The 15,773-nt window shown below is 55.6% G+C and carries 10 protein-coding genes; 5 read left to right on the top strand and 5 right to left on the bottom strand.

Annotation, left to right across the window (positions count from 1 at the left end):
• Window positions 1–122: 122 nt before the first annotated feature.
• The 3 genes from SH573x_RS18075 to SH573x_RS18065 all read right to left on the bottom strand — a co-directional run bounded on the left by SH573x_RS18075 (window position 123) and on the right by SH573x_RS18065 (window position 2,881).
• Window positions 123–1,034 carry a diacylglycerol/lipid kinase family protein gene (locus SH573x_RS18075; protein ID WP_479349086.1) on the bottom strand — a complete coding sequence of 304 codons (912 nt, stop codon included), beginning with the start codon at window positions 1,032–1,034 and terminating at the stop codon, window positions 123–125.
• Window positions 1,035–1,209: 175 nt separating this feature from the next.
• On the bottom strand, window positions 1,210–1,542 hold the full coding sequence (locus tag SH573x_RS18070; RefSeq protein ID WP_479349085.1) for a HesB/IscA family protein: 333 nt from the start codon (window positions 1,540–1,542) through the stop codon (window positions 1,210–1,212).
• Between the two features lie 325 nt (window positions 1,543–1,867).
• Window positions 1,868–2,881: an ABC transporter ATP-binding protein gene (locus SH573x_RS18065; protein ID WP_479349084.1), complete on the bottom strand. Its 1,014-nt coding sequence runs from the start codon at window positions 2,879–2,881 to the stop codon at window positions 1,868–1,870.
• A 378-nt stretch (window positions 2,882–3,259) separates the two neighbouring features.
• Here SH573x_RS18065 and SH573x_RS18060 point away from each other — a divergent pair, with 378 nt between their 5' ends.
• Window positions 3,260–4,156, top strand: coding sequence for an alpha/beta hydrolase (locus tag SH573x_RS18060; protein WP_479349082.1), 897 nt, complete (start codon window positions 3,260–3,262; stop codon window positions 4,154–4,156).
• On the opposite strand, the gene SH573x_RS18055 is transcribed toward SH573x_RS18060, so the two are convergent.
• A complete protein-coding gene (locus tag SH573x_RS18055; protein WP_479349081.1) occupies window positions 4,131–5,342 on the bottom strand; it encodes a hydrolase in 1,212 nt (403 codons plus the stop codon). The two genes, SH573x_RS18060 and SH573x_RS18055, sit on opposite strands and share 26 nt — an antisense overlap.
• 192 nt (window positions 5,343–5,534) lie before the next feature.
• Between SH573x_RS18055 and SH573x_RS18050 the strand changes: the two genes are divergently transcribed.
• The 3 genes from SH573x_RS18050 (at window position 5,535) to SH573x_RS18040 (ending at window position 11,270) form a co-directional block, all read left to right on the top strand.
• Window positions 5,535–7,241, top strand: a complete 1,707-nt coding sequence (locus SH573x_RS18050; RefSeq protein ID WP_479349080.1) for a serine/threonine-protein kinase — start codon at window positions 5,535–5,537, stop codon at window positions 7,239–7,241.
• 237 nt (window positions 7,242–7,478) lie between these two features.
• The gene (locus tag SH573x_RS18045) at window positions 7,479–8,702 is read left to right on the top strand and encodes a UvrB/UvrC motif-containing protein (protein ID WP_479349078.1); all 1,224 of its coding nucleotides are present in this window, start codon (window positions 7,479–7,481) and stop codon (window positions 8,700–8,702) included.
• A 603-nt stretch (window positions 8,703–9,305) separates the two neighbouring features.
• The gene (locus SH573x_RS18040; RefSeq protein WP_479349077.1) at window positions 9,306–11,270 is read left to right on the top strand and encodes a YjhG/YagF family D-xylonate dehydratase; all 1,965 of its coding nucleotides are present in this window, start codon (window positions 9,306–9,308) and stop codon (window positions 11,268–11,270) included.
• Window positions 11,271–11,513: 243 nt separating this feature from the next.
• On the opposite strand, the gene SH573x_RS18035 is transcribed toward SH573x_RS18040, so the two are convergent.
• Complete coding sequence (locus SH573x_RS18035; RefSeq protein ID WP_479349076.1) at window positions 11,514–13,076, bottom strand: transposase; 1,563 nt, start codon at window positions 13,074–13,076, stop codon at window positions 11,514–11,516.
• 250 nt (window positions 13,077–13,326) lie between these two features.
• On the opposite strand from SH573x_RS18035, the gene SH573x_RS18030 reads away from it, so the two are divergent.
• A complete protein-coding gene (locus SH573x_RS18030) occupies window positions 13,327–15,498 on the top strand; it encodes a BatA domain-containing protein (RefSeq protein WP_479349075.1) in 2,172 nt (723 codons plus the stop codon).
• The last annotated feature ends 275 nt before the right edge of the window (window positions 15,499–15,773 follow it).

Genomic DNA, 15,773 nt, shown 5'->3' with positions numbered 1-15,773 from the left:
TGTCAGTTGGAGTTAAGTTGGGGTAAGCGAAGGGTTGGGAGACACTGGAACGTTGGCAGTTAACGCTTTTTTACACAGGCTGGAAGCCTATGCCACATCAAGAGCTGAAAGCCTATGCCACATTAGGGGACGATTAGGGTTAGTCTGTTGGGTAGGACCTGCACTTCTAACGGTAAGTGGCCGCCGGGGTCTCCGTCGATCTGATATGGCACTTGTCCTGGAGACGTTATGCGAAAATGGGCTGAGCGATATTGATGTACATCCTTTAGTCGTTGGTGTCGTCCTAGCCAAAGCCAGGCAAGATAATACAGTCCGCGCATCAGACCGCCTTGAGTAAACGCACACAAATCCAGCAGGCCATCGTTGCACTGTGCCTGCTGGCAAAATCGCAAGTTGGCAGCATAACGAGGCAGATTAAAGGCGAACAGCCAGGCAGTCGAAAACCTCGAGGTTCTTTCGTTAGCCGCATCGGCCACACTAAACGCACTGTCGAGTAGTTCAACGTTGATGGCTGGATACTTGTAGTTACGAACGGCTTGCCAAATAGGTTTGGCGTAAGACCAACGATTGATATGCCCGCGTCGGCGCTGATGCATGTGCATGACCACTTCAGCATCAAAGCCACAGCCCAACATCACCAAAAACAGTCTGCCGTTGGCCAACCCGGCATCAAGTTGCTGTTGCTTGCCGGCCAAGATGGTCTGAGCCGCGACTTGGGGATCGGCGGACAAGTTTAGTTGACGGGCCAACAAGTTCTCTGTACCCAGCGGGAAAACGCCCAAAGGCACGCCCGTGGGAATCAGGTTGACCACAGCTGCGGCGGTACCATCGCCACCGGCAGCGACGACGGAGGCGAGCTGACTGAGATGCTGCAATTGCGCCGAGCGCGTGGCCACGGCCTCCAGCGAACTGCAGATTTCGACGCTGCGCCCCGCTTGCCTCAAATAATCGGCCAGTTGACCAACCAAGGCTTGCCGTGACACCGCCCCAGACTTGGGATTAGCAGCAATCAAGACGGTACCGGGTTGATCCATACACACCACAACTCAGTCGAAATAAATGCAAACAGCCGCTGACCCGGCACCCAGATGAATTTTCCGGGCAAACAGGTCAACGGCTGTATTGTAAACGGCCAGATTGTAACTGTGTACGAGCGCTACGACGCTCAGCCACGACCACAACTATCGCAGCGACTTCCCAATTCGGCGGTCAAACCGAGAATGAACTACCGCATCCGCAAGATTTGCGAGCCTGAGGATTCTCAAAGCTAAAGCCTTGGCGATCGATGCGCTCGTGCCAATCGACGGTCGTACCATCCAAGTACAAGGCACTCTTCTTATCAACTACAATCGCAACCCCATGCTGTTCGTACTTGGAGTCACGCTCGTCATCGTACTTATCGTCGAATGCGAGCGAATAGCTAAATCCACTGCAACCGCCGGCAACCAGTCCAATTCGCAGGAAAGCATCAGCGGGAAACTGATGCTCCGTCTGGAACTTTTTCACTTGGTTGGCGGCATTCTCGGTCAAGATAACTGGCATGAATAAACCTCAACGTTCACGGAGTCTCAATCGCACCAGATGGCGCACCTGGCTGGTGGTCGGTCAAATTGCCACCCCACTAACCTATTTTATATGCTCTAACCCAGAAGTGCGACAAGTCGTTTCTGGCAAATAGTCGCAGAGATTGTCCGTAGAGCGGCTGTCCCCAGCCGCTCAGCACCCTCTAACCCAATTCTCCACCGAGCGCCGGGTGCGGCGACGAGGGCGAAGGTCCTCCTGAGCCAAACACCGTCTTGAACAACGAACTGCGTCCCGGGGGCCACAGCCCGATTCCGAGCGGCTGGGGACAGCCGCTCAACAACCATCAACCAAACGACATGAGGTCTTTGCGCTCAAGCCAAACTTCGACATCGTCATCGGAGGATGTAGTTGCCAAGTTTGTGGGTTGTAGCATGGACAGTCGGTGGGATCCGAAGGTCGCTTCCCGTAAACGCACCAGTCCCAAATCGTAGACTTTGCCCAAGCGACACTTCCAGGATATCACTTGGCCACTGGTCGGAACCGGCTCGGCCAACGCGCAGTGCAAATGCTCGGGTCGAATTGCAATCGTACTACCGGCAGGTACTCCGGAGCCTGGGATCGCGTCCGATGGCAGTACATTCAATCCGCAGGGACTAGTCAACTCGGCGGCAAAGAGTGTCTTCGGATGCTGCCGAACTTGGCAAGGCGCTTCGAAGTGAGCTAGTTTTCCTGCATGTAACACGGCTAACTTGTCGACAGTACACAACGCGTCGATGGGATTGTGCGTAACTAACAACTGGGCGATCCCATAGCGGGCATGCGATTCGGCCAACAGTTGTCGCATCTGCTCTGCCAGACGCACATCGAGTTGAGAAAACGGTTCATCCAACAACAGCAACTTTGGCCGCGCCATCAACGCTTTGCCCAAAGCCACACGTTGCAGCTGACCACCCGAAAGTTCGGTTGGCAACCGCTTGAGCAAACTCTGCAAACCCAGCCAGCTGGCCAACTCCGCCAACCTGGAATCTTTGTCCGCGCGCGTCAACCCATTGCCGACCAACGCGACTGTCAGATTCTCTGCGACACTCAACCGGGGATAGGTAGCGTAGTCCTGAAAGACCATGCCCACTCCTCGTCGATTGGCTGCCCAGGTTGTTATGTCGACTTGATCGAGCGTAATCTTGCCCGAAGTGGGTGATTCCAGGCCTGCGATGATTCGCAGTAAAGTGGTTTTGCCCGAGCCACTCTCGCCCACTAGCGCCACACGCTGACCAGGCTCCATTGCCAGACTAACCGAATTGAGCACCTCACCAGCGGCGAATCGCTTGGTAATGTCTTGCAGGACTAAACTGTGCATTAGGTATTGGAACCAAATAACCAAATAGGGCGCGTGCCAAGAGACAAGACTATCATAGTCCAGTTTCGTATTCACGCGCGAATATCGTTATCAACCGTAGCCGAAGTCGCCAGACTTTGGATGAACTACCAATACATCCTCCAATCTCTGGCGAGATCGGCTACGGACTTTCCCGTAGCCGAAGTCGCCAGGCTTTGGACGAACTACCAGCACATCCTCCAATCTCTGGCGAGATCGGCTACCAAACCAATCTCTGGCGAGATCAGCTACGGGCGAGATCGGCCATAAAAAGTGAACTATAATAAGCGGCCAGCAAGCCGCAACCTCGGCTTGACCAAAATCCTTCTACGGCCCCCTGCGTCAAGGTGAGAATCAATCATGCGTTCCAGGCTAGCTCATCTGATATTGTTGTTTTGCCTACTAGCCACTGGTCCCACGCGGGCCGCGGAACCAACCAAGCAACGCTTGTGGGCTGGCGATGCACCGGGAGCTCAGGGCACCGATGACAAGGATATCCCGCAAACTATCATCTACGCCATCAACTCAGAAAAACCGGCCCCCGCGCTAGTGATCTTGCCTGGTGGCGGTTACGGTGGCTTGGCGATCGATCACGAAGGCCACCAAATCGCCAAGTGGGCCAATGACCTCGGGATGTCAGCCTTCATTTGCGAATACCGACATCGAGGCAAAGGATACGGTCACCCGTTTCCCATGCTCGATGCACAGCGGCTGGTGCGGACGGTGCGGGCCGGTGCTGCTCAATGGAACGTCGATCCCAATCGTATCGGCATCATCGGCTTTTCAGCCGGAGGGCATTTGTGTTCGACCGTTCTAACTCACTTTGACGCCGGCAATGCACAAGCCGCGGATCCCATTGAACGTGTTAGTTCGCGACCAGATTTCGGTATCCTATGCTACCCCGTAATCGACTTTGATCAGCCTTATACTCACAAAGGCAGTCAGAAGAATTTGTTGGGAGACAATCCCGATGCAGCGTTGGTCACGTCGCTTTCGAATTCGACTCAGGTTACCAAAGATACGCCACCGACTTTCGTGTGGCACACGGCCGCTGACGCCGTGGTGCCGATTGAAAATGCGCTGAAGTTCTATGCAGCGATGGCGGCTCAGGGTGTGCCGGGCGAACTACATTGTTTTCCGGTTGGACGACATGGCCTGGGTTTGGCTGCTGGTCAGCCGGGTGCCTTTCAATGGCCCGAGCTGTGCAAGCAGTGGCTGATTTCGCAGAAGTTTATGGCTGACGCCAAACACCCGTAAGTGTGCAGCGCGTCATGATTTCAATGACTTGACTGGCTTTGAAGGGAATCGTCGTAACGTCGGCCCATTCTTCGCCACTGTGCAAGTTACCGCCTACGGGTCCCAAGGTATCGATATTGGTTAGACCTGCGGCTGCCAGGCGATTGCCATCGCAAACTCCGCCGCTGGCTTGCCATTGGACCTGGTGGCCCAGCGCTTCAGTGGCAGCTTCGATCACGTTCATCAACTCGCGCTGCGCTGAGGTCAGTGGCTTGGGCGGAGCGGTAAAGCCGCCATGAATGGCTACTGAATAGCCGTCGCGTGAATCGATTTCAGCCAACACATCGGATAGCTGACGTTCGAACCAGATTTGCGAATCTGCATCGGGCACGCGAACATTGAAACGCACGATCGCCAAGTCAGGCACAACATTGACAGCTCCACCACCGCTAATGCGGCCCAAGTTGATCGTGGTATCGGGCATGCGTCCGTTTAATCGATCCAGGCTGGTAGCCAGGTGACTGGCCAGGGCAACGGCATTGCGACCAGCATCAAAATCGCGACCAGCATGGGCTGCGCGACCACGCACGACCAAGGTGAAGTTGCCCGAACCCTTGCGCTGGCCGACCAGGGCGCCGCTGACCATCGCTGGTTCAAATAGCAATCCATAGTCATGGGTGGAAGCCAGCGAGTCCCACAGATGAGCTGACGAAGGCGAGCCCACTTCTTCGTCGGGTGTCAGTATAAGTGTCCAGCCTACTTCGGGTGCCAGTCGAAAATGTTCGAGGGCTTCCAGTGCTGCCTGGACCACCACGATTCCGCCTTTAGCATCCGCAGTGCCGGGACCGATCAGTTTGTTATCGCTGACCAATTGGCACTTGTCAGGCACATGGGCTGGCGTATACACAGTGTCGTAATGGATGCCCAGCAGCACGCGTTTAGGGGCCTCAGGACGCACTTCCCATTTGAGAGCCACGCCGGTCTCCATCGCGTGCTCCGTACCATCCTCGGCGATTCCGCGCCGCGGCGGCAGCGCGATGCGCTGCGCGGCCGCGCCCGCCACGCTCCACTGGCACAGCATGTCTGCCACCTGTTCCAGCCCCACCAAATTCGCTGAACCCGAGTTAACATTGCATAGCTCGATCACTTCGCGCGTCCATCGCGATTGATTAGCAGACAACCAGGCGTGAGCCTGAGCGATATTCATAACGAGCTCCTGAATGTCACGTACCTACCTTGCTCCTGATCTGCCCGAATAACCCTGTGAAGCCTTGGACTCGTGGCGACGTCCAGTTTGACAACGCCATTGCCCCTCATCCAACTGCCCATTTGGTTCGGCTGCGGTTATATTATGCATAAGCGGCGGCAGGCTCCAATGACTTGGGGAATAACCACGAATATGAGCAGCGATTTAGAAGCGACCTTGGATGCGGCGGACGTCCAAGGGATCGAGTTCCGTGACCGCTTGGCGGCACAACAAGCTGCTGACCGTCGTCGACCGGTCGACATAGTCGATGCCAGTGTCGGTGAATCCAAAGAGGCTCTACGACTACTGCGCACTCGTCTAGCTGCAGTGACGCTCGCACTTAGCATTGGCTTTTCGATCTTTGCAATTTGGCTGACGATCAGCAAATTCTTGGGTTTCATTGGGGACGCGTGGCCTTGGATGGTCGCCGAATATGCGGTGACATCGGTCATGGTCGGCACTACGCTGTGGTTGCGTAGTAATCAACCCATGTCGCCCGTATGCGCTCGTGCTATCGAATTGATGGTCTTTGGATTGCCGTCCCTGTTTTTTGCAGCCCACACGGTTCGTACGCTCATAACCAGTATCGATCAATACGGACAACTTGTGCCGGTCACGTTACATGGCTGGGCACTGCTCATTTTCGCACATGCGGTGTTCATACCCAATCCATGGCGACGAGCTGCTCTGGTGTCGATTGCCATTGCTTTAATGCCCTTGGCAGTAGCCGTTGTTACGGCGACCGTGCACGCCGAGACACGCGCAGCGTTCTGGAACAATCCTGCGCCACTGATCGACATGACGCTAGGACTGACAGCCACGGCGACCGTCGCGATCATCGGCGTGCGCACGATCAATCATCTACGCAGTGAGATGTTCGAAGCCAAACAATTTGGACGATATCGACTGCGCGAGCTGCTCGGTTCTGGCGGTATGGGCGAAGTGTATTTGGCTGAACATCAGTTACTGCGACGACCATGTGCCATCAAGATCATCCGGCCCGAACGCGCTGGCGATGCCAAGATGTTGGCTCGATTTGAACGCGAAGTGCAGGCCACGGCCAAGCTGAGCCATTGGAACAGCGTTTATATTTACGACTACGGACACACCGCCGACGGCACGCTGTATTACGTAATGGAGTACTTGCCAGGACTGACTTTGCAAGAGCTGGTCAATAAAGCTGGGCCGCTGGAACCGTCGCGCGTGATCTACTTGCTACGACAGATCTGCTCGGCACTCCATGAAGCACACGGCCTCGGACTAATCCACCGCGACGTCAAGCCAGCCAATATTTTCGTTTCCGAACGCGGTGGCCAATTCGACGTGGCCAAGTTGTTGGACTTTGGCTTAGTCAAACCACTCAGAAACCTACATGGTGATCGTGCCCTGCAGGAGACGGATGTAGCCATGGCCACCGGTTTGACCATCGACGGAGGCTTTGCGGGTTCGCCGCTGTACATGTCCCCCGAGCAAGCCTTGGGTGAAGAGACTCCGGACCCTAGATCCGATATCTACTCCCTGGGCGCGGTTGCTTACTACATGCTGACTGGCAAGCCGCCATTTTCTGCGACGCATGCCATGCGCCTGATCCTGCAACACTTGAATGAAATCCCCACACCTCCTTCGCAGTCCATGAGCCGAGCAGTGCCGTGGCAGATTCCAGCTGACCTGGAAGCTGTCGTGCTGCGCTGCATGCAAAAGGATCCCGATCAACGTTACAACACAGTCTGCCAGCTAGATGCGGCTCTGGCCGATTGCGTGGATGCCGACGATTGGAACTACGAGCGGGCTCACCAGTGGTGGCACGCCCACTGCCCCAAACTCCGCGCCGGCGCTGGAAAAGCCGCAGTGGCATGCTAGCAATGCGCAGTGGAATGCGTCACAGCATGGGTGGCACTGGCAATGCGCAGCATAGCCAGTGCCACCCAAAACCCTAAACACCACGCGGCTGAACGTTACGAAAGCCTTGACGGCTTCCGCTACGGGGCGATGGCAATCTCGAAAGCCTTGACGGCTTCCGCTACGGGGTGGACAAGCGTTACACTGGTGAGCAGCAGCGGAAGGGAATAACGGTTTGCAATCACCAAGGAGCGGAGCATGGATGCGCATTGGAGCGAAACGACCTTTGTCGATTTTGGTGCCGATCCCTTTTATCCATACCAGCGCGAGTCCTTGCCTCGCATTGCTGCCGACGATCGTAGCGACCTTCAGAAACTCGTGCGTCGCAACTTGCCCAAGACGCCGGGCGTCTATGGCATGGTGGATTGGAATGGCCGTTTAGTCTACGTGGGCAAGTCCAAGTGTCTGCGCAATCGCGTGCTCAGTTACTTTCTGCCGCACAATGAAGAGGACAAGGCTGGCCGCATCGTACAATCGGCCGCGTCGATTGTATGGGAGACTCAACCTACGGAGTTTGCGGCGCTGCTGAGAGAGCAACATCTGATTCGTCGCTTGCAACCACGATTTAATACGCAAGGCATCCCTCGGCGCCAGCGCCCAATTCATATTTGCTTGGGACGCAGTCCAGCGGAACAGTTGTACACGTCGCGCAACCCAGACCCCAAGAGCGTATGTTGCGTCGGTCCATTTCACGGAGCAACTCGAGCCAGCCACGCGGTGGAGGTGCTCAACCGCTTATTCAAGCTGCGTGACTGTAGTAGCGATCAGCGTTTTAGCTTTAGCGACCAACTGCAGCTCTTTGACATTTCGCCCAGGCCCGGATGCATACGTTATGAAATTGCAACATGTATGGGACCATGTACCTTTGGCTGCACACGCTCCGCATATGATGAAAAGGTGCGACAAGCCCGCGAGTTTTTGACTGGCACCGATAGCCGCCCGGTGGATTGGCTAGAGGAACAAATGGCCAGCGCGGCCGAGCGCATGCATTTTGAATTAGCCGCACGCTTGCGCGATGACTTGCAAGCCGTGAAGTGGCTGGCTCGACGCGTGGGCGACGTAGCGCTGGCGCGCAAAAGTTTTACTTTCATCTACAAGCCGACGCCGGTCGAGCATCCGGAGGTCTGGTATTTGATTCGCCGCGGAGTCGTCGAAGGCGCTCTGGCGGCGCCCAAGACCAAGCGGCAAATAGAGAAGACAAACGCAATCATTTCCAAATGGCTAGAGCTCGACAATCACATCGGTCAACAATTTTCTCCTCGACCCGAAACACTCGCCCTGGTCACCAGTTGGTTTCGAAATCAACGCAGCGAACTGAAGCACACCAGTAACCCCAACCAATTCGACACACATCCCAGTAGCCGATCTCGACACAACGTAGAGCAGCTGTCCTCAACTGCTCAGAACCCGGCAAGTCGCTAAGCTGTAACACTGGGCAATCGGTTGGAAGAAACGTTGGTTAGAGGTTTCCGTATTTTAATATAAAACGCAGAGATACAGAGAATCGCAGAGAAGACAGCTTTTTCTCCGCGGCCTCTGCGGCCTCTGCGTTTCAAACATCAGCACCCGGCAAGTCGCCAACCTGTAATACTGGTCAATCGGTTGGAAGAAACATTGGTTAGAGGGTTCCTTATTTTTAAACGCAGAGAGAAAGAGAATCGCAGAGAAGACAGCCTTTTCTCTGCGGCCTCTGCGGACTCTGCGTTTCAAACATTAGCACTCGGCAAGTCGCTCAGCGGTAACACTGGTCAATCGGTTGGAAGTAGCATTGGTTCCGGTCGACCAAACACTTTATACATAAACTATTCGCGAGCTGCTCTCCACCGACCTTGCGTCGGTGGAAGCACGAATGGTGGGCTAGGGGCCAGCGGCCTAGCCAATCAGTCATCGGTCCACCGAGGCAAGCTCGGTGGGGCCGGAGAAGCCTCACCCTCCCGAATTTGCACGGCAGAGTTTACAATTTGGCCTAGACTAATCCCCCGCGCGATCGCAGACCACAGAAAGGGTCGTCCTTTGGCAATTGACATGGATTCATGGTTCTCGCTCAGCGGCGAGCGAGCAGAGCAGAATAGAACTCGAGCTGCTGGACCGAGTGGTTCACTGGATTTAACTGACGAGATGTTGCGTCAATGGCCTAGTGGTGACCTGTTCGGATTGACTCAGAATGCGGGTATGGGCTGGGATCCGCAGCTCATGGCGGGGCCACAATTCTTGCTGCTTAGCACTTTGGGTGGCCTCCGCGCAGAAAACGGTCAACCGGTTGCCTTGGGGTATCACACGGGGCATTGGGAAGTCGGACTGCAAGTGCGCGCGGCTGCCGAAACAATCACTGCCGCAGGTGGTATCCCTTTTGCCGCTTATTGCAGCGATCCATGCGATGGTCGCTCGCAAGGTACGGTCGGGATGTTTGATTCATTGCCTTATCGCAATGATGCGGCGATTGTCATGCGCAGGTTGATTCGTTCGTTGCCTGGCCGCGCTGGAGTACTAGCGGTAGCTACGTGTGATAAAGGCTTGCCAGCGTCGATGATTGCTCTCGCCGGAACCAGCGATCTGCCAGGTGTGATCGTCCCAGGCGGCGTGACGCTACCACCCATCTCAGGCGAAGACACGGCCAAGGTGCAGACGATTGGCGCGCGCTATTCGCACGGCGAATTGTCGTTGGAAGATGCCGCTGCCGCCGGCTGTCGAGCTTGTGCCAGTCCCGGTGGAGGTTGCCAATTCTTGGGGACCGCGGCCACCAGTCAAGTTGTGGCCGAAGCCTTAGGGATGACGGTGCCACATGCTGCCCTGGCCCCCAGCGGTGAACCCATTTGGCTAGATATGGCTCGCGCATCGGCCAAGGCATTGATGCACCTGGCCGAGCGGAAGCTCGCGCTGAAACAAATCTTGACACCCGCTGCGGTACGCAATGCGATTATGGTTCACGCGGCCGTCGGCGGTTCGACTAACTTGCTCTTGCACATCCCGGCCATTGCTCATGCGGCTGGCCTTGTTCGTCCCACCGTCCATGATTGGATCGAAGCCAATCGACGAGTCGCCCGCTTTGTGGATGTCCTTCCCAACGGTCCCAAGAATCATCCAACGCTGCAACTCTACCTGGCAGGTGGCGTGCCTGAAATCATGTGGCACCTGCGCGAAGCGGACTTGATCGATAGCAGTTGCTTGACGGTCAGCGGACTGACTTGGAACGAAATTCTCGATCGCTGGCACGAAAGTTCACGTCGTGCCGAGCTGCGCAAGTTGCTCAAGACTCGCGATGGAATTGATCCCGATGACGTGATCATTCCGCCTGCCGTTGCACGATCGCGTGGCATGACCAGTACGATTGTGTTGCCCACCGGTAACATTTGTCCCGACGGTTCCGTGATCAAAGCGACCAGCATCGATCCCGAAGTCGTGGGCGCCGATGGCGTGTTTCGGCACACGGGACCTGCGAAGGTTTTCACCAGCGAGCGCGAAGCGATTGCCACGATCAAGAAGCAAACCAATCGCACGATCGAAGCTGGAGATGTGATCGTGCTGATGGGCTGTGGGCCACTGGGCACTGGTATGGAAGAAACGTACCAACTGACATCGGCTTTGAAGTACTTGAAGTTCGGCAAGCATGTGACGTTGCTGACCGATGCGCGTTTTTCTGGTGTGAGTACAGGCGCGTGCGTGGGACATATGGGACCAGAAGCACTCGCCGGCGGGCCAATCGGCAAACTCCGCGACGGCGATATGATCGAAGTGATTGTGAATCGTCGCGATCTTTCGGGCTCGATCCATTTCATCGGTTCCAAACAGGAGCCGTTAACGCCCGAGGCGGGGGCTCAAGTGCTGGCCATGCGCACCCTGCATCCTGATTTGCACGCCGATGCTCGTCTGCCCGACGATACGCGCTTATGGGCAGCTTTGCAACGCGTGGGCGGTGGCACGTGGGGCGGTTGCGTTTATGATGTCGATCGTATCATCGAAGCCCTGCAGCGGGGCAGTGCGAGTGGTTAGTACCGCAGGAGTCTTGCTTGGCGCTGTGCCCCCTCCCGCAGACTTCGGCTAACGCCTTGTCTGCGACCTCCCCCAGCTTCGGAGAGCGATGCGATAATAGCAAAGCGTAGTCTCTTATTGATGTGGGGCGGTTGTTTTTTTGCTGACTCAACGCGCTGGGGAGGTTGTTATTTACGAATCCTGGTTCGTCTCGAGGCGAAATTTAGCCCAGACTGCCCAAAGCGGCGATTTGAACGGCTTTTTTCACCCGATTGCGACAGTCGGTGCGCAGCGCTCCACGGCAAGCAGTTTTGCCAGTCGTTTGACGTTCACTGTGAAGCATGTCATCAGTTGTTGGATCTTCACTTTTGCCAGACCGCAGTATCTTGCACAACGACCGCGCCCGTGCCGAGCCACTTCCCCTAACTTCCGTTCGATGGCCGGATGCTCACGCCGGACTTGTTGGTATTGCTCTGTCTTGGACTTCTGACGAGCACGTTTGTATTCTTCTTCATACTCATTCTTATTCACTCGTCGACCTCGACGGCTGGTCTCTTTCATCTTGGGGTTGCACTGCGCGAGCAACGGACAGCCCCAACATTTCTTAGCCGGAAAGTCGAACGTCGTGCGGTTAGGCTTCGTGGCATCTTGAAATCCTTTATTGGATGTGTGGCCAGCTGGACATGTCACATGCTCGCCGTCTGAGGTCAATGCAAACGCCGTCGAAGCAAAGCCTTCATCGTTGCCGAAGTCACGCGGCGGTGTGATCACATCAACTTCCATCCCGCCAGGGCCTTCCAACGCGCGCAGCATTGGCCCGTTAAATCCCGCGCCGTCAAGGGATAGCTGTTCGATCTTGTTGCCATGAGCTTGCTGTTCGCGTTCAATCAGATGAACCGCGTCTTGGGCCTCAGCACCGTTTGCCGGAAGCACCTCAAGTTGAGTGATCAGCTGGCTATCGGCGTCCATCAACACATCGACCAAATAGCCGTCGTAAAACTCGCCATGCATTCCGCGGCGGGCATCGCTATCAACCACGCTCAGCGTGCGATCACCCTGACCTGGGTTCAAGCAATCGCTCACGATCTTTTGAGCGAGCGCACGTACTTCGATGAATCGTTTCCAAGACTCTTGGCAATCACTCTCTTGGGATGGATCGGGCTGCTCGAGCATCCACGTCAGGATGTCGCCGACTAAATCCAGACGAGCATCAAGGCGAATCTCCTCGGATTCTTTCTCGGTTTCGACGCGGCTTCGATCGGTTCGGATACGGAATCCTTGAGCGACCTCAGCATCAATGGGCTCGATAGCAGCGAGCATCTTTTCTCGCAGCTGCGCCAGCAGTTTCAACGTGGTGGGCACAGCAATATTGGCATAGACGTGTGTGGCATCTTTAAGTCGCAACCGATCGCTGACAAGGCCCTTGCTGCGCGCGAAGCTGATCAGTCGGTCGAAAACTTTCTGCATCCCCTCTTCTCCGATGCGACCCCGAAAGCGACTCAAAGTACTTCCGTCCGGCAACTTACAAGTAATCGGCACTTGCAGAAACCAGCGGAACAATAAATCCGAACTGGCTCTTTCTAGGACTTTGCTGTCTGATAGATGATAGAGATATTGCAGGTACAACACCTTCAGGAGGAGGATTACTGGCAGGGTGGGCCTACCTCCCTCACGACAATAATACTTCTCCAGCTCAGGCCGGAAACTTTCCCAGGGGACTATCTCCAACGCATCTAAAAGGGGCGACTTGAGCGGCAGCACACGCTTATAGATCGCCAGATCCGACGCACGAATCTCAAACAAAAAATCGCGATGGTTCGTTAGCATAATGATTGCACCGAGTTGGAACGTCGGCCTCTTCAACCATAATACCCATGCCAGAGCAAATTGGAATTAAATCAGCACTCTCCTTCGCCGGTGGAGGTGACGGTCACCTCTCCATGCGCAGAGCATGGGGAGGTCGAATCGAGCGCAGCAAGATTCGGGAGGGGCGAGTCCGATAGTTTATTGGTTTGCCCTGCCGTAGAATGGTACAAGACAACTATCGGCTCGCTCAAACACTTTGGGGGCAGAGACCTTGGGATTATTGGCACCACTGTATGCACTGGCTGCACTGGCGATTGCGGCTCCGATCTTATTTCATTTGATTCGGCGCCAACCGCGTGGTCAGAGCGAGTTTAGTTCGCTGATGTTTCTGCAACCCTCGCCGCCGCGTCTGACGCGCCGCAGTCGACTCGACAATTTCTTTTTACTGCTATTGCGAGCGCTGGCCCTGCTCCTGATTGCGTTCGCCTTTGCGCGGCCCTTTATGCGTTCGGTGGAACTGGCTGACTCTCAACTGGCGACGCGCGAGATTCTGTTGCTCGTCGACACCAGTGGCAGTATGCAGCGGCCCGACGTTTGGCAGCAGGCGATTAAGTCGGCCGAAGAATATGTGCGTGGACTCGGTGATACAGATGCACTCGGACTGGCTACGTTTGATTCGCGTTTGCAACTGCGATTACCACTTCCGAAACAAGGCGAAGCAATTTCGACACCCGCAGCGCAACACTCGGCTGTGCTGGCAGAGCTCGGCCGGCTCAAGGCAACTTATCAACCCACTCGGCTCGCGGATTCGTTGATATCCGCCGTGGAGATCTTGCAAGAGCGCAGCACATCCGCCGCTGAAGATGACAACCAACGCGAGATCGTGCTCATCAGTGACTTGCACGAAGGCAGTGGTATTGAGGCGTTGCAAGGTTTCGCCTGGCCTGAAGGCGTGCGTTTAGATGTGAGGCGTATCTCGCCCGAGCACGGTGGAAATGCGCGGGCTACTCTCATGCAAGCCGTTCCAAACGACTCAGCCAGCACTAGCACCGCTAAGAGTGAGGCTGCGGGCAGCGCGCCTGCCAAGATCATACCGGAGCGAGATAACCTGGTGCGTGTGCGCGTCGAGAATAACAAGGGTTCGGAAAAAGTTGACTTGCAGTTGCAGTGGTCGGGGGTAGAGTCGACCCCACCGGTGCGCGTACAGGTACCGCCTGGGCAAGCTCGCGTCGTACCCATAGCCTTGCCCATCGGCCAAGCCTCTCGATTGTTGTTGACCGGTGATGAAGCGAGCTTTGATAACCAATTAGACATACCACGGACCGCGCCGCGGCCCGAACGTATCGCTTTCGTGGGCCAACAGCGCGAGAAGCCCGAAGAGGATTTATTCTTTTTCTTGAGCCAGGTGCCCTTCAGCACTCAAGTTCGCCAAGTGACCATCGAACGCTTGCCAGCCGATCAGCTGGGCCAGGCAATTAAAGACGAAACATTGGCCGGGCTGGCCATCGAAGCACCCCTCTCAGTCGCACAAGCAAACTTGATTCAACAGTTTGTCGCATCAGGTAAACCTGCGGTGATTGTGCTAGCGCGCCCCATGGTGGAGAGTTCGACCGAAGCGGCCGACACTGCTGGCGCGATCAAGAGCTTACTAGAATTGCAGGCACCAATAACCATTGGCGAAGCCGATAGTGACAAGTTTGCGTTATGGAGCGAAATTGATTTTCGACATCCGTTGTTTCTGCCATTGGCCGATGCCAAGTTCAACGACTTTGGCAAAGTGCGATTCTGGAACCATCGCATACTCAAATTGCCGGAGCAAGTAATTGAAGACTCAAACATATCGAAGACGCTGGCCAACGACTATCGCGTGGTGGCTCGTTTCGAGGATCGATCCCCGGCCGTAGTGCATCGCAAAATCGAGCGTGGTGATTTGTGGTTACTGACCGCAGGTTGGCAAGCCACTAGCAGTCAATTGGCACTGTCGACCAAGTTCGTACCACTCATGTATGGCATGTTCGATCTGCAAGGTCGTTCGCTGATCGTCGATGCAATTTACGAAGTAGGGGAAGCGATACCTGCCAGTGGCGGCGATCGTTTGACCGTCACACATTTAGACGGGTCGCCCGTTGAGATTCCAAGCGGCTCCACGCTGACGCTCGATACTCCGGGCCTGTATTGGCTCAGCGAGGACCGCCAGCGTCGACAGATCGCGGTGATCTTGCCGCTATCGGAAAGCCAATTGGACCCGATTGATATCGATCGCTTCGAGCAATACGGCGTGGTTACGGGCAAGAGCAACTCGGCCGATGAATTGCGTTCCAGTGCCAGACTGTCGCAATCGCATGAACTGGAGGGGCGTCAAAAACTGTGGCGCTGGTTGCTGGTGGCCGCCATTGGCATTCTGATTATCGAGACCATCGTCGCCTGGCGAACCTCAACCTAAGCCGAGGGCGTTAGCGGCGTTAGCCCTGGTTCCTAGCCAACGGTGTTAACTGGACCTGCGATCGTGACAACATTATTGAGAAGCCATTTGATCCTAGCGAGTTTTGGGACGCAGTGGCATAGGCTTCCCGCCTGCGTGAAGCCTAAGCTACCAGCCTCTGTAAGTCAGAATGCCGTCAACTAAGCGTTCACTGATCTCCACTGTCGCTTTCGCCGCAGAATCAGTACACATCCGAAAACGCTACCCAACGGCTCAAATCTCATGTCCCAGACAGG

It is taken from the genome of Rania fehmarnensis (genome assembly GCF_056494185.1).
This window is presented reverse-complemented; position numbering and strand designations above follow the sequence as displayed.